We start from the raw sequence: 13,624 nt of genomic DNA on the forward strand, positions 1-13,624 counted from the left end.
AATATATCGCAATACGATATTTATGAAGAGGCCTTCCCTCAGCCCTGCCTTGCGTTCCCGGTCCAGGGGCGCTCTCTTGGTGTGCCAAGGCTTGTAAGGAGCGACCGCCCCATGTCCACCCCGCCCCCCGTGCCCGAGCGGGCGGATCCGCTGGAGAAGGCGGATTACGAGTTGCTGGCGGAGTTCCGCCACGTGTTGCGCCGCTTCCTGTCGTTCAGCGAGGATGCGGCCGCCGTCGCCGGCCTGACGGCGCAGCAGCACCAGGCGCTGCTGGCCATTAAGGGGTATCCTGGCCGCGACCATGTCACGGTGGGGGAGTTGGCGGAGCGGTTGTGCGTGCGCCCGCACAGCGCCGTGGGCCTGATCGACCGGCTGGAGGGCAACGGCTGGGTGCGCCGCGCCCCGGGGCCGGAGGACCGGCGCCAGGTGGTCATCAGCCTGACCCCAGCGGCGGAGGATCTGCTGGCCGGCCTGTCGCGGGTGCACCGGGATGAGATCCGGCGCCTCTCGCCCTTGCTGCGCACCCTGTTCGACCGGCTGGAGGGGTAGGGCGCCCCACCTCACGCGGCGCGGATAAGGGTGATCGCATGTTCCGGGCAGGCGCTGACACACAGGCCGCAGGCGCGGCACTGGTCCGCCCGCACGGCAAAGGCCTGGCGATAGCCGTGGAAGAAGCCCTTCACCCGGCCACCCAGGCTGAGTTCCCCCCTTTCCGCCGCCGGCAGCACGCCGATCTCGAAGACGTCATAGGGGCAGACGCGCACGCAGTCGTCCTTGCCCTCGCAGCGGTTGCGGTCGATGCGCGGGACGATGATGCCTGGGGGCTGCTTGCAAGACGCGGTGTCGGCCAAGATATTCCTCCGTGACTACGGGTGGTCACTCGCGTCAGTGTACCGGGCCGTCCCACGCCCGGAAATTCGCGTCCCCAAACGCTCCACGCCCGGGCGTCCGAGCCTAAGGAAACAGCCGCGCCAGGCTTGGTCGCGCGCCGTGGTGGATGCCGTTCTGGATGCGACCGCTCGCGTTCCGAACCGGGCTTCGCCTTTGATAGCAATACATCAGGATATCTATTCCAAGGGTGAGGCGACGCCCACCATAACCCTGTAGTCCCGCGAGGAGGGCCCGGCCCGTGTCGGCGCCGGCGGGACAGGGGGGGGTCTGGTGTTTGGCATGCTGAAATCCGTGCGCATCGCCGTTCTGTTGAACGCCGTTTTGGGCATTCTGTTGGCCGTGCTGGTGGTGGTGCTGGGCATCGCCACGACGGGCGCGTACGCCGACTATCGCCGCGCCGCGCGCACGGCCCGCATGGGCGATGCCGTGGGTGACGTCTTCCGCGCCCTGCAGAATACCCGGCTGGAACGGGGCGCGTTCAAACGCCTGATTCCGGAAAAGACGACGGCTTCCCCCGCGGCCCTGGCCGAGGTGGCGGGCCTGCGGGCCAAGTCCAACCCGGCCATGGACAAGGTGCTGGCGGCGTGCGCGGACCTGGACTGCGGCGCCGGGGCTGGCGTGGCCGATCTGACGGCCGCGCGCCAGACGCTGAACGACGTGCGCGCCGTCGCCGACAAGGCGGTCCTGCAGCCGCAGGACCAGCGCCCCGCCGACCTGTTCAAAACCTGGAACGCCGCCTCCGACGGCCTGGTCGCCAAGCTGGAGGCGGTGGGCACCACCTTGGGCGCCCGCATCAGCCGGGAAAGCCCGGCCTTCGCCAGCCTGATCGCGCTGAAGGACGCCTCCTACGTCACCCGCGACGCGGCGGGGCTGGAGCGCAACATCCTGATGTTCGTGCTGCAGGGGCAGACCTATGCCCCGGCCATGCAGGCCCAGTCCGCCGGCCTGCGCGGCCAGCTGGAGGCCGGCTGGCGCCTGACCAAGGCGCTGAGCCTGCGGGAGGACGTGCCCGATGGCGTGCGTCAGGCCATGGCCGCGGCCGAAGCCGCCTATTTCAAGGAGGTGATGGGGCTGCATGAGCAGATCGAGAAGGCGGTGCTGGCGGGCACGCCCTCACCGGTCTCGCTCGACCAGTGGATGGCGCGCAGCAACGCCTCGTTCGAGGTGCTGGCTGCCGTGCCCATGGCGGCGCTGGACGCCGCCCGCGACCTGGCCCGGGATGAGGGGCAGGCGGCCCTGCGGCGGCTGATCGTCGATGGCGTGCTGCTGGTGCTGTGCCTGGGCCTGGGGGCTGGCGGCGTGGTCATGGTGGCCCGGCGCGTGACCCGTCCCATGACGGCCATGACCGGCGTCATGCTGCGCGTGGCGCGGGGGGATCTGGAGGCGGAGATCCCCTACGCCGACAACCAGGATGAGATCGGCGACCTGGCCGGCGCCCTGGGCACCTTCCGCGCCAACGCGCTGGAGCGCCAGCGGCTTGAGGACGCGCAGCGGGCGGAGCAGGCGGGGCGCGAGCGCCGCGCCCGCGCCGTGGACGCCCTGGTGGGCGAGTTCGACGCCCAGGTGCGCGAGGTTCTGCGATCGGTGGAGGCCTCGTCCCACCAGCTGACCCAGATCGCCGGCGCCCTGGGCGGCATGGCGGACGCCACCTCCTCCCAGGTCGCGGCGGCGGCCGAGGCGGCGGAGCAGACCTCGGGCAACGTGCAGACCGTCTCGGCGGCGGCGGAACAGATGGAAAGCTCCGTCCGCGAGATCGGGCAGCAGGTGGCCCATTCCAGTTCCATGGCGTCCAGGGCGGTGGATGAGGCGGAGCAGACCAACGGCACCGTCGCCAGCCTGGCGGAAGCGGCGCAGCGCATCGGCGACGTGGTGAAGATGATCAACGACATCGCCAGCCAGACCAACCTGCTGGCCCTGAACGCCACCATCGAGGCGGCCCGGGCGGGGGAGGCCGGCAAGGGCTTCGCCGTGGTGGCGCACGAGGTGAAGCAGCTGGCCGGCCAGACGGCCAAGGCCACCGATGAGATTGGCGCCCAGATCACCGCCATCCAGAAGGCGACGGACCAGGCGGTGGGCGCCATCGGCACCATCGGTCATTCCATCCGCAACATGAGCGAGGTATCGACCGCCATTGCCGCCGCGGTGGAGGAGCAGGCCGCCGCCACGGGTGAGATCAGCCGCAACGTCCGCCAGGCCGCTGACGCTACCCGCGATGTCTCGCGCAACGTGGCCGACGTCTCGGCCGCGGTGGGGGAGACGGGCCGCACCGTGGCCGACATGCACGGCGCGGCGCAGGGCCTGACCGGCGACGCCGACCGCCTGCGCGACGCGGTGGACCGCTTCCTGGCGGGCATCCGGGCGGCCTAAGGCAATAGGAGAACGCGGGGGTCCGGGCCGTCGGTGTAGCGGGCCGGGACCCCCGTTTCCGACACGGCGGCCGCCCACAAGGCCCAGCGGCCGCCGCCAGACCCTGTCAACAGCAGGGATAGTGCCCGGGCGGCGGCGGGAACCCCGGCCGCCGCCTGGCGCAGGCTGTCGCCGGCGGTGACATCGTCACGCGTCGCCATGTCGGCCCACAGGGCGAACAGGGCGGCGTCACTGTCCGTCCGTCCCTGCCGCAAGGCCCTGTCCACCAGCCAGTGGGCGATGAAGCCGCAGGCGTAGGGCATGCGGTTGCGCGCCACCGTGGCCGGGCTGTCCAGCGGTCGGTCGCCCAGGCTGGTGACGCACAGGTCCAGCTGTATCTGCACCTCGCCTAAGGTGGGCAGGGCGCCATGGCGGCTGACCAGGCCGGCGGCGTAGTCGGCCGCCCCCTCGTTCATCCAGTCGGGGAAGTCGGCGGCATCGTGGCGGCGCAGGAACAGGTGGAAGACCTCGTGCGCCAGCAGGCGGTTCCGCTCCGGCTTCAGTTCCAGGCGCGGCACGCGCCAGACGCCGCCGATCTGCAGCAGCAGCATGCCGCCGCCGGTGACACTGCCCCGCAGGAAGGGGGCCGGCCGGTCCTGGTAGACGATGATGGGGGATACGGCGTCGCGCGGCGCCAAGCGTGCTCGGTAATAGGCCAGCGCACGGGACAGGCCCGGCGTCACCTCCGCCCGCCACGCGTCAGGAAGATCGGGCCGGGCTATGAGGCGCCCCAGATCCGGCCGCTTGGCATCGACGGGGGTCACATAGTCGGCGGGGCCGGCGAAGAAATAGCCGCCCAGGGCTTGGCTGCCCGTCGGCAGGGTGGTGACGATGCCATGCTTCAGGCCCGTGCCGATGCCGGCCGAGCGCGCCATCAGGAAGGGGCCGTAGACCAGGAAGCCGCGATCCCCCAGGCGCAGCAGCACGGGATAGGTGCGGTCGACGAAGCGGCGGTCCTCCTGGATGCGCAGGGTGAAGTCGCTGAAGGCGTGGCCGTCGGTCGCCCGCACCTCCGGGCCCCGTATTTCCATTCCCGGCGTCTCGACCCGCCATACCGGGTTCTGCCAGGCGACCGGGCCCCGGCCCAGGATCAGGCTGGTGACGGGGCTGTCCAGGTGATAGGCGGCCGTCAGCCCATCGCTCTCGGGAACCAGGGTGATGAAGGCAGCATTGGACGCGGCCCCGGCCCGGCCACTGAAAAGCAACGTCAGCGCCAGTAGGACGACATAGGAAAAACGGGGTCGCGGCATAGATGGCATCCCGATAGCACCTGGGGACGGCAGAGCCTTAACCCAAGACGGGCATTTAAGAAATCGAAAGACGGCCTGCACCATTTCTAAAATTTCTCACCGGCTGATCTGTCCTACACTCCCCTTCACGACATCCCTTCACCCCGATTTCCCATCGACGGCGGCAGATCCATTGCCGCCGCCCAGCCGGAGGCATGACATGGGCGTAGTATCGTTGAAGCAAGCCGACAGCACCCAGGCGGGCGACCTGGTCATTCGCCGCCTGCAGCCCACCATCGGGGCGGAGATCAGCGGCGTGGACCTGTCCCGCCCTCTGGATGATGCCACCCGCGACGCCATCAAGGCGGCCGTGCTGCGCCACAAGGTCGTGTTCTTCCGCGACCAGGACATCACCCGCGACCAGCAGGTGGCCTTCGCCGCGCGCTTCGGCCCCATCTATACCCACCCCACCACCGCCGGCGTGGACAAGAACCCGCAGGTGCACGGCATCACGGCGGCGGACTTCGCCAAGTACGAGCAGGAACGGGCGGCCGCCGCGGCCAAGGCCGGCAAGGTCGCGACGCCGTACGAAGACAAATACCACACCGACACCAGCTGGCGCCTGGTCCCCGCCTGGGGTGCCGTGTTGCGCGGTGTGACCATTCCGGAAGTAGGCGGCGACACCATCTGGGTGGATGCGGAGGCCGCCTACAACGGCCTGCCGGAGGCGGTGAAGCGCCGGCTGGAAGGGCTGCATGTCACCCACGACTTCCGCGAGGCGCTGAACCGCGCGGGCAAGGACTATCCCATCGTCGCCCACCCCGTGGCCCGCCGCCATCCCGAGACGGGCGCCACCATCCTGTGGGTCAACTACTCGCAAAAGCCGCAGATCCTGGGCGTGGAGCTGGCGGAAAGCCGGGAGCTGCTGGACCTGATCCTCGCCCAATACAAGCGGCCGGAATACCAGGTGCGCTTCTCCTGGCGGCCCAATTCCGTGGCCTTCTGGGACAACCGCGCCGCAGTGCACTACGCCGTGCGCAATTACGGCGACTTCCCCCGCGTGGTGGAGCGCGTGCTGATCGCCGACCAGGCTCATTATGCGGATCTTTAAGGGCCTGGTCCTGGCGGCGCTGCTGGCCGCCTTCGCCGTGCCGGCGTCGGCGGCTGAGCTGGCGCCCTTGCGCGTGGGCGACCAGCGCGGCGCCGTGCAGGTGCTGCTGAAGGCGGCGGGGGAACTGGACCATGTGCCCTACCGCATCGAATGGGCGCTGTTCCCCGTGGGCGCGCCTCTGGTGGAGGCGCTGAACGCCGATGCCATCGACTTCGGCTATGTCGGCGATGCCACCACGACCTTCGCGCTGGCGGCCGGTGCCCGCCTGAAGACCATCAATGTCTGGGACTTCGGGCAAGGGGGCAGCGCCATCGTGGTGCCGGACAAGGCGCCCATCCACACGGTCGCCGACCTGCGCGGCCATCGCGTCGGCCTAGTGCGCGGTTCGCCCGGGCATTTGCTGGTGGTGGCGGCACTGAAGCAGGCGGGCGTGCCTTTGGCCGAGGTCACCCTGGTCTATCTGACGGCGGCCGATGCCAAGGCGGCTCTGACCAGCGGGTCCATCGACGCCTGGGCCATCTGGGACCCTTACGTCGCCGCCGCCCAGCTGCAGGACCACATGCGCATCCTGGTCGGCAGCCAGGGCACCGTGCGCGAGGTGGAATGCGGCGTCGCCAGCGACAGCGCCATCGCCACCAAGCGCGCCCAACTGACCGACTTCATCGCCCGGGTCCGCCGCGCCTATCAGTGGGCGCAGGCCCACCGCAAGGAACAGGCGGAGGCCTATGCCCGGGACACCGGCACGCCCATCGAGGTGGCCACCCTCACCTTTTCCCGCCAGCAGGTGATCGTGCTGCCGGCCGTGACGGACGACGCCGTTGCCGTGCACCAGGCCGTGGCCGACCTGTACTTCGAGGCCGGCGTCATTCCCCGTCCCGTGAACGTGGCACCCACCTACGACCGCAGCTTCTCGCTGAACCCCTAATCGTCGCGGAGACCGATCCCATGAGCGTTGTCACCCTTGTTCCGGCCTTCGCCCAGCGCCGTGACCGCACCCACCACCCGGTCGCCGATCTGCTCCGCCGTCGCTACGGCAGCGCTGTGCCGCTGGAGGCGGAAGCGCTGGGCCCGGACCAGTGGAACGACCTGCTGACCGGCCTGCTGTCGCACAAGTCGGTGCGGGCCTACCGGCCCGACCCGCTGCCCCAGGGCACGCTGGAGACCCTGGTGGCGGCGGCGCAGTCGGCCCCCACCTCGTCGAACCTGCAGGCGTGGAGCGTGGTGGCGGTGACCGATGCGGAGCGTAAAGGCCGCTTCGCCGCCTGGGCGGCCAACCAGGCGCATATCGAGCAGGCGCCCCTGTTCCTGGTCTGGCTGGCCGACCTGTCGCGCCTGGACACCCTGGCCAAGGCCAAGGTGGGGGAGGCGGCGGGGCTCGACTATCTGGAAACCCTGATCGTGGCCATCACGGATGCCACCCTGGCGGCGCAGAACGCCGTGGTGGCGGCGGAATCTTTGGGCCTGGGCACCGTCTATATCGGAGCCTTGCGCAATGAGACGGAGGCTGTGGCGCAGGAGCTGGGCCTGCCGCCCAAGGTGCTGCCCCTGTTCGGCCTATGCGTGGGCTATGCCGATCCCGCCCGGCCCACGGGCATCAAGCCCCGCCTGCCGCAGAGCGTGGTACTGCATCACGAACGCTACGACGCCACCGGGGCCGAGGCCGCCATCGCCGACTATGACGGCCAGGTGCGCGCCTATTACGCAGAGCAGGGCATCGCCGCCCCGGACTGGAGCGAGACGGTGACGAACCGCGTGCGCGGACCCGCCGCCTTGACCGGGCGTCACCGCCTGCGCCAGACGCTGCTGGATTTCGGCTGCCCCCTGCGTTGAGACCCGCCCGCATGTCGCTTCATCTGGAAGCCGATGTGCTGATCATCGGCGGCGGCCTGGCCGGATGCTGGGCCGCCGTGGCCGCCGCGCGGGCCGGGGCCGAGGTCGTGTTGGCCGACAAGGGCTATTGCGGGACCAGCGGCGTCACCGCCACCGCTGGGCCCAACCACTGGTGGGTGCCGCCGGACCCGGAGAAGCGCGCCCAGGCGGTGCGGGACCGGGACGCACGCGCCCTCGGATTGGCCGACCCGCGCTGGATGGCGCGCATCATCGACACCACCTGGCGTACGCTGCCCACGCTGGCGGACTACTACCGGCATTCGGTCACCGCCGGTGGTGTGCCGCACTACCAGTCGCTGCGCGGGCCGGAGTACCTGCGGGCCCTGCGCCGTTATGCCGAGGCCTCGGGCGTGCGCATCCTGGACCACAGTCCAGCCCTGGAGCTGCTGCTGCATGCCGACGGCTCCGTCGCCGGCGCGCGCGGGCTGCGCCGGCAGGGGGAGGGCGGGAACTGGACGGTGCGCGCCGCCGGCGTGGTGGTGGCCACCGGCGGCTGCGCCTTCCTGTCCAAGCTGCTGGGCAGCCGCACCAACACCGGCGACGGCCACCTGATGGCGGCGGAGGCGGGCGCCCGGCTGTCGGGCATGGAGTTCTCTACCTACCACACGGTGGCGGAGCGGCATTCCACCCAGACCCGCTCCGCCTCCTATGCCTTCGCCGACTATTTCGATGCCGACGGCCGGCAGATCGACACCGGCGGCAACCCCGACGTGACGCTGCCGCTGGCCCGCGCCCTGCTGGCCGGCCCGGTCTATGCCACGCTGGCGCGCATGCCGGCGGATCTGCGGGCCATCCTGCCCCAGATCCAGCCCGCCATCCTGCTGCCCTTCCAACGCCAGGGCATCGACCCCTTCACCCAGCGTTTCCCCATTACCCTGCATGGCGAGGGCACGGTGCGCGGCACCGGCGGCCTGCGCCTGGTGGACGATGACTGCCAGACCGACGTGCCCGGCCTCTATGCCGCCGGCGACGCCGCAACGCGGGAACTGATCGCCGGCGCCACCTCCGGCGGCGGGGCGCAGAACTCCGCCTGGGCGGTGTCGTCGGGCACCTGGTCCGGCCAGGCCGCCGCCCGCCTGGCCAGCGCCCGGGGGCGCCGCGCCCACCAGGGGGTGGAAGCCGCTGGCGGCGCAGGCTTGCGCCCCACCGCGGGCGCCCTGAAGGACGCGGCGGCACTGACCCGCCACCTGACGGAGGGGGTGCGGGCGGAGATGCTGCCCTATGACAAGATCCTGTTCCGGCGCGGGCCCGTCCTGGCCCAGTCGCTGGCGACCTTGGATGGCCTGTGGCGCGATGCCCGTGACCGCCTGGCACCGGGACCCGATGCCACCGCCCGGGTGCGGGCACGCGAAGCGGCGGCCCTGGTCGCCTGCGCCCGCTGGAGCACCGCCACGGCCCTGGCGCGGGGGGAGACGCGCGGCCTGCACCGGCGGGAGGATGCGCCCGGCCTCAACCCCGACCTGGCTCATCGCCTGCTGTCGGGCGGCCTGGACACCGTCTGGGTGCGCGCCGATGGCCCAGCTCAGCGCAGCCCGGCCCGGCGCAGTAACGTCGCCTGAGGGGAACGACCATGATCGAACTGGTGGTCGACGACCGCTGCACTCGTTGCGACACCTGCGTCCAGGTCTGTCCCACGAACGTCTTCGAGCGCGGCACAGATGGCCTGCCCCTCATCGCCCGGCAGGAGGATTGTCAAACCTGCTTCCTGTGTGAGCTGTATTGCCAGGCCGACGCCCTGTACGTGGCGCCCAATTGCGATGAGCCGGTGGCCGTGGATGCGGCATCCATCATGGCGTCCGGCCTGTTGGGCCAGTTCCGCCGCGATTCCGGCTGGAACGAATGGGAAGGCGACCCCGCCCATGCCAACCTGCACTGGCGCATGGGCGAGCTGTTCGCGCGGGCGCGGGCGGGCTGAGGGCCGTTACGCCCGGATGCGTTACGCCCGCTTGCCACCGAAGGTCAGGATCAGGAACAGGATCAACGCCGCCAGGCCCGGCCAGAACAGCAGGTGGTTCAACCCCTCCCAATGCGCCATGTCGCGCACGGAGGTGTAGGGGTTCACGAACAGGTCGATCTTGTCGCCGAGGCTGAGGTCGCCGGCCTTGAAGCGGTCGGGCGACTGGCCGAAGATCTGGCCGATGGCGCCGGCCATGTCGGCGAGGGCGCGGGACGGGGCGCGGATGCGGTCCACCGCCTGCTGGTAGGCCAGGACGTGGTTGCCGGCCAAGCCGATGATGGCCACCCACTTGGCCGCCTGGCGCAATCCGCCCGCTTCCGTTGCCATGATCCCCATCCCCATCAGAATTCAGCGCAGGCTAGACGGCGACTGGCGGAAGCGCAAAAGCAAAACGGCGCGGTCCCGAAGAACCGCGCCGTCCTGTTATTCAGATGATCCGGCGAAGGATCAGGCCTCGGTCTCTTCCGTGGCCTCGTCGGCGGCTTCCACCACCTCTTCCTCGTCCTCGTCATCACGCTGGCCGGCGACCATGCCACCGCGGGCGGCCTGCAGGCCGGCCTCTTCGGTGGTGCGGGCGACGTTCACGGTGATGCTCACCGACACTTCCGGATGCAGGACCAGGCGGACCTTGAACAGGCCCAGGGTCTTGATCGGGGTGTCGATGGCGACCTGGTTGCGCTCCACGGCGGTGCCGGCGGCGGTGACCGCCTCGGCAACGTCACGGGCGCTCACCGAACCGTACAGGATGCCGGTTTCGGCAGACTGGCGGATGATGATGACCGACAGGTCGTTGATCTTGGACGCGACCTTCTCGGCCTCGACCTTGCGCTCGGCGTTCTGCGCTTCCAGCTTGGCCTTCTGGCTCTCGAAGAAAGCCAGGTTGTCCTTGGAGGCGCGCAGCGCCTTCTTCTGGGGCAGCAGGTAGTTGCGGGCGAAGCCGGGCTTCACCGTGACCACTTCGCCCATGCGGCCGAGCTTCTCGACGCGCTCCAGCAGAATGACTTCCATCGTTCCTACTCCTTACTTCACGATGTAAGGCAGCAGGGCGAGGAAGCGGGCGCGCTTAATCGCGCGGGCCAGCTCACGCTGCTTCTTGGCCGAAACCGCGGTGATGCGGCTGGGCACGATCTTGCCCCGCTCGGAGATGAAGCGCGACAGCAGCTTCACGTCCTTGTAGTCGATCGCCGGGGCGTTCGGACCGGAGAAGGGGCAGGTCTTGCGACGACGGAAGAACGGACGACGGCCACCGCCGCCACCGGCCGGACGCGGGGCGCCGGCGTTACCCTGGGTGCCGAAGCTCATGCCCGGTCTCCTTCAGAAGAGGCTTCCATGCGGCGGGGCGGACGGGGGCCGCGATCGCCGCGGTCACCACGATCCTCGAAGCGGCGCGGACCGCGCTCGCCACGCTCGCCGCGTTCACCACGCTCGCCGCGATCGCCCTTGTTGGACAGCATCGCGGTCTGACCTTCCTCGATCTTTTCGATGCGGGTGGTCATGAAGCGCAGGACGTCTTCGTTCAGGCCCATGTTACGCTCCATCTCGGCGACGGCGGCCGGGGCGGAATCGTGGGCGAAGTAGACGTAGTGGCCCTTGCGGTTCTTCTTGATCTTGTAGGTGAGGGTCTTCAGACCCCACTGCTCGACCTTGGCAACTTGGCCACCGTTCTCCTTCAGGATACCGGTGAAGGTTTCGGTCAGGCCTTCCACCTGGGCGGACGTGATGTCCTGCCGTGCGATCAGCACGGTCTCGTACAAAGCCATTTGATACTCCTCATGGCTGTTACATGGTCCGCCGCTGTTCCCGCCCGGGGCGCCGGATCATTCCGGGGACCAGGGGGTGGGCCAGCCGCACGGACCTAGCCGGCGCCATGGCAAAGGCACCGGCAAGGAGCGGTTGAAGCGCGGGCTTATATAGGAACGCCGTCCGAGGGGCAAGGGAAAAGGTGGTCTGCCCGCATCCCCGTCAGCGCCAGCAGACGTTGCGCCGCCAGGGCGACGCAGCCCGCCGCCGCCGGCCCTTGCGGCGCCGCCGGGATGACGGCCATGGTGTTGAACCACGGCCGCGCGCCGGCGCCAAACATGGACCAGTCATGGTCGGTGCCCAGGCGCCAGCAGGGCACACCCAGCGCCCCCGCCAGTTCCCCCACCGCCGTGGGCGCGGTGATCACCAGGTCCAGTGCGGCGGTCAGGGCGGCCACCCCCTCGATATCCTCGCGCAAATCCAGGTCGGGCCAGCGGTGCAGGGTCAGGCCCAGGGCCTGCTCCACCGGCCGCAGCTCCTCCTCCGGCGCGCTGTATTGCAGGGTGATGGGAATGATGCCGGGCAGGGTCAGCACCGGGGCGTAGTCGGCCAGGGTGGTGTAGGCGCCGTCGCGGTCGCCGCGCCGGATGCCGCTGCGCCAGCTGATGCCCACGCGCAGGCCGGGACCCAGCTGGTCCAGCCGGTCCCGCCACAGCGCGGCCAGATCCGGGCGCGGGGCCAGGAAGGGGGCGCCACCGTGCCAGTCGGCCAGGCGGGGGCGCAGCAATCCAGCCAGGCTGCCCATGGGCAGGTGCAGGTCCATGTCCGTGAGCGTGGGTGCACCGGGGGCGGAGGTTGGGGCCCGCACCACCACGCCCGGCAGGGCGCGGCCGATCAGGCCCACCAGGCGCGGCGCGCACTCCACCACCAGCTGCCCACCCTCCGCCGCCACCCGCCGGTGCAGGTCGGGCAGCAGGCTGGCGAACAGGATCTCATCCCCCAGGCCCTGTTCCCCCCACACCAGCAGGCGCTTGCCTGCCAGGCTCCCGCCCCGCCATTGCGGAACGGGGAAGGGGCGCCAGAAGGGGGCCAGCTGCCGCCCGCGCCAGCGCGCCTCGTAATCCGGCCAGCCGCTGGCCAGATCCCCGGCGGCCAGGCGGGTGGTGCCCAGGCAATAGCGGGCGTCGGCATGATCGGGGTTGAGGGCCAGCGCCTGGCGGTACAAGGCCTCCGCCTCATCCTGGCGGGCCAGGGCCTGCACCGTGGTGGCCAGGTTGTGGACGATTTCCGCGTCATCGGGCGTCACGGCCAGCGCCGCGCGGAAATGGCGCTCCGCCTCCGTCAGGCGGCCCAGGCGCTGCAGGATGGTGCCCAGCACATCCAGCGTGGCGCCATGGCCGGGGCGCAGCGCCAGCGCCCGCTCGGCATGCGACAGTGCCTGGCGCAACAGACCGGGGTCGCGCACCAATAGGTCGCTGGCCATCACGCGGGCCAGGTTCAGGTGGGCGTCGGCGTCGTCGGGCGCCAGGGTTACCGCCTGGCGCAGGCAGGCCGTGGCCTCATCCGTCCGATCCTGCGCCTGCAGCGCCGCGCCCAGATTGTTCAACGCGTCGGCATGGGCCGCGTCCAGCGCCAGGGCCTGGCGCAACGCCGTCTCCGCCCCCGCCAGGTCGCCCATGGCCATCAGCGTCTTGCCCAGGTTGACCTGCGCCAGGATCAGGCGCGGGTTCAGCGCCAGGGCGCGGCGGTAATGGCCGGCGGCCTCATCCAGCCGTTCCTGCGCCTGGCGGGCATATCCCAGACTGTTGTGGGCGTTGGCATAGTCCGGCTTCAGAGCGATGGCGCTCTCATAATGGGTGACGGCCTCGTCAAGGCGGCCCAGGTTCTTCAGCGCGTTGCCGAGGGTGGTGTGCGCCTCCGGCTGGTCGGGCTTGAGCGCCAGGGCGCGGCGCAAGGCCGCCACGGCGTCGGCCGGCCGGTTCAGGGTCAGCAGCACGGTGCCCAGCGCGGCCTGCATGTGCGGGGCGTCGCCCTTCGCGGCCACGGCCTGGCCCAGCAGGTCGGCGGCGTCGGCATGCCGGCCGGTCTGGTGGTGGATCACGCCCAGCAGGTACAGCGCGTCGGCATGGCGGGGGGCTTGCGCCAGCACCTTGCGGTAGGCCGCCTCAGCCTCCGCCAGGCGGCCGGCCTGGTGGTACTGCGTCGCCTGGCTGAACAGCATCTGCGCCACCGCCGGCACGGCGGGCGCGCCCTGCTTCTTGTCCAGGCGGCGCTGGTTGCGGTTCATGTCGTTTCCCCACGCGATGACAGGCCGCAGACTAGCCTGCCGACGGCCCCCCCGTCGATGGCGCCGCGGTTTCCAGGCCCAACCCTCCAAACTCTACCCGAGGAAGTACATCG

Annotated in this window: 14 protein-coding genes; 7 read left to right on the forward strand and 7 right to left on the reverse strand. The window is 70.5% G+C overall.

Annotation, left to right across the window (positions count from 1 at the left end):
* Nucleotides 1-111 precede the first annotated feature (111 nt).
* Nucleotides 112-549, forward strand: coding sequence for a MarR family winged helix-turn-helix transcriptional regulator (locus FBZ87_RS08395; protein ID WP_145609904.1), 438 nt, complete (start codon nt 112-114; stop codon nt 547-549).
* An 11-nt stretch (nt 550-560) separates the two neighbouring features.
* On the opposite strand, the gene FBZ87_RS08400 is transcribed toward FBZ87_RS08395, so the two are convergent.
* Nucleotides 561-851 carry a 4Fe-4S dicluster domain-containing protein gene (locus FBZ87_RS08400; protein ID WP_211106895.1) on the reverse strand — a complete coding sequence of 97 codons (291 nt, stop codon included), beginning with the start codon at nt 849-851 and terminating at the stop codon, nt 561-563.
* Between the two features lie 319 nt (nt 852-1,170).
* Between FBZ87_RS08400 and FBZ87_RS08405 the strand changes: the two genes are divergently transcribed.
* Nucleotides 1,171-3,258 carry a methyl-accepting chemotaxis protein gene (locus FBZ87_RS08405; protein ID WP_145609906.1) on the forward strand — a complete coding sequence of 696 codons (2,088 nt, stop codon included), beginning with the start codon at nt 1,171-1,173 and terminating at the stop codon, nt 3,256-3,258.
* Here FBZ87_RS08405 and FBZ87_RS08410 read toward each other — a convergent pair.
* Nucleotides 3,255-4,547, reverse strand: a complete 1,293-nt coding sequence (locus FBZ87_RS08410) for a hypothetical protein (RefSeq protein WP_145609907.1) — start codon at nt 4,545-4,547, stop codon at nt 3,255-3,257. The genes FBZ87_RS08405 and FBZ87_RS08410 overlap by 4 nt on opposite strands.
* A 199-nt stretch (nt 4,548-4,746) precedes the next feature.
* On the opposite strand from FBZ87_RS08410, the gene FBZ87_RS08415 reads away from it, so the two are divergent.
* Genes FBZ87_RS08415 through FBZ87_RS08435 form a run of 5 tightly spaced genes read left to right on the forward strand, consistent with a single transcriptional unit; the run spans nt 4,747 to nt 9,442 of the window.
* Nucleotides 4,747-5,637, forward strand: a complete 891-nt coding sequence (locus FBZ87_RS08415) for a TauD/TfdA dioxygenase family protein (RefSeq protein WP_145609908.1) — start codon at nt 4,747-4,749, stop codon at nt 5,635-5,637.
* Nucleotides 5,624-6,562: an ABC transporter substrate-binding protein gene (locus FBZ87_RS08420; RefSeq protein ID WP_145609909.1), complete on the forward strand. Its 939-nt coding sequence runs from the start codon at nt 5,624-5,626 to the stop codon at nt 6,560-6,562. Before FBZ87_RS08415 ends, FBZ87_RS08420 begins: the two co-directional genes overlap by 14 nt.
* Before the next feature lie 20 nt (nt 6,563-6,582).
* Nucleotides 6,583-7,467 (forward strand): NADPH-dependent oxidoreductase, encoded by an 885-nt coding sequence (locus FBZ87_RS08425; protein WP_145609910.1) that lies wholly within the window; start codon nt 6,583-6,585, stop codon nt 7,465-7,467.
* An 11-nt stretch (nt 7,468-7,478) separates the two neighbouring features.
* Nucleotides 7,479-9,086, forward strand: a complete 1,608-nt coding sequence (locus tag FBZ87_RS08430) for an FAD-binding protein (protein ID WP_145609911.1) — start codon at nt 7,479-7,481, stop codon at nt 9,084-9,086.
* Nucleotides 9,087-9,097: 11 nt separating this feature from the next.
* A complete protein-coding gene (locus FBZ87_RS08435; RefSeq protein WP_145609912.1) occupies nt 9,098-9,442 on the forward strand; it encodes a 4Fe-4S dicluster domain-containing protein in 345 nt (114 codons plus the stop codon).
* Between the two features lie 21 nt (nt 9,443-9,463).
* Here FBZ87_RS08435 and FBZ87_RS08440 read toward each other — a convergent pair whose 3' ends face one another.
* The 5 genes from FBZ87_RS08440 to FBZ87_RS08460 form a co-directional block, all read right to left on the reverse strand.
* A complete protein-coding gene (locus FBZ87_RS08440) occupies nt 9,464-9,811 on the reverse strand; it encodes a hypothetical protein (protein ID WP_145609913.1) in 348 nt (115 codons plus the stop codon).
* 120 nt (nt 9,812-9,931) lie between these two features.
* Nucleotides 9,932-10,492: a 50S ribosomal protein L9 gene (rplI, locus tag FBZ87_RS08445; protein ID WP_145609914.1), complete on the reverse strand. Its 561-nt coding sequence runs from the start codon at nt 10,490-10,492 to the stop codon at nt 9,932-9,934.
* 12 nt (nt 10,493-10,504) lie between these two features.
* Nucleotides 10,505-10,786 carry a 30S ribosomal protein S18 gene (gene rpsR, locus FBZ87_RS08450; RefSeq protein WP_044561423.1) on the reverse strand — a complete coding sequence of 94 codons (282 nt, stop codon included), beginning with the start codon at nt 10,784-10,786 and terminating at the stop codon, nt 10,505-10,507.
* Complete coding sequence (gene rpsF, locus FBZ87_RS08455; RefSeq protein WP_145609915.1) at nt 10,783-11,244, reverse strand: 30S ribosomal protein S6; 462 nt, start codon at nt 11,242-11,244, stop codon at nt 10,783-10,785. Before rpsF ends, rpsR begins: the two co-directional genes overlap by 4 nt.
* 146 nt (nt 11,245-11,390) lie before the next feature.
* Nucleotides 11,391-13,511 (reverse strand): tetratricopeptide repeat protein, encoded by a 2,121-nt coding sequence (locus tag FBZ87_RS08460; protein WP_145609916.1) that lies wholly within the window; start codon nt 13,509-13,511, stop codon nt 11,391-11,393.
* Between the last annotated feature and the right edge of the window lie 113 nt (nt 13,512-13,624).

This window comes from Nitrospirillum amazonense, from assembly GCF_007828035.1.
GTDB lineage: Bacteria > Pseudomonadota > Alphaproteobacteria > Azospirillales > Azospirillaceae > Nitrospirillum > Nitrospirillum amazonense.

Excerpts from the sequence above, each read along its gene's own strand:
- FBZ87_RS08395 (WP_145609904.1), top strand. The coding sequence starts at position 112 with ATGTCCACCCCGCCCCCCGTGCCCGAGCGGGCGGATCCGCTGGAGAAG.
- FBZ87_RS08405 (WP_145609906.1), top strand. The coding sequence starts at position 1,171 with ATGCTGAAATCCGTGCGCATCGCCGTTCTGTTGAACGCCGTTTTGGGC.
- FBZ87_RS08410 (WP_145609907.1), bottom strand. The coding sequence starts at position 4,547 with ATGCCGCGACCCCGTTTTTCCTATGTCGTCCTACTGGCGCTGACGTTG.
- FBZ87_RS08415 (WP_145609908.1), top strand. The coding sequence starts at position 4,747 with ATGGGCGTAGTATCGTTGAAGCAAGCCGACAGCACCCAGGCGGGCGAC.
- FBZ87_RS08420 (WP_145609909.1), top strand. The coding sequence starts at position 5,624 with ATGCGGATCTTTAAGGGCCTGGTCCTGGCGGCGCTGCTGGCCGCCTTC.
- FBZ87_RS08425 (WP_145609910.1), top strand. The coding sequence starts at position 6,583 with ATGAGCGTTGTCACCCTTGTTCCGGCCTTCGCCCAGCGCCGTGACCGC.
- FBZ87_RS08430 (WP_145609911.1), top strand. The coding sequence starts at position 7,479 with ATGTCGCTTCATCTGGAAGCCGATGTGCTGATCATCGGCGGCGGCCTG.
- FBZ87_RS08435 (WP_145609912.1), top strand. The coding sequence starts at position 9,098 with ATGATCGAACTGGTGGTCGACGACCGCTGCACTCGTTGCGACACCTGC.
- FBZ87_RS08440 (WP_145609913.1), bottom strand. The coding sequence starts at position 9,811 with ATGGCAACGGAAGCGGGCGGATTGCGCCAGGCGGCCAAGTGGGTGGCC.
- rplI (WP_145609914.1), bottom strand. The coding sequence starts at position 10,492 with ATGGAAGTCATTCTGCTGGAGCGCGTCGAGAAGCTCGGCCGCATGGGC.
- rpsR (WP_044561423.1), bottom strand. The coding sequence starts at position 10,786 with ATGAGCTTCGGCACCCAGGGTAACGCCGGCGCCCCGCGTCCGGCCGGT.
- rpsF (WP_145609915.1), bottom strand. The coding sequence starts at position 11,244 with ATGGCTTTGTACGAGACCGTGCTGATCGCACGGCAGGACATCACGTCC.
- FBZ87_RS08460 (WP_145609916.1), bottom strand. The coding sequence starts at position 13,511 with ATGAACCGCAACCAGCGCCGCCTGGACAAGAAGCAGGGCGCGCCCGCC.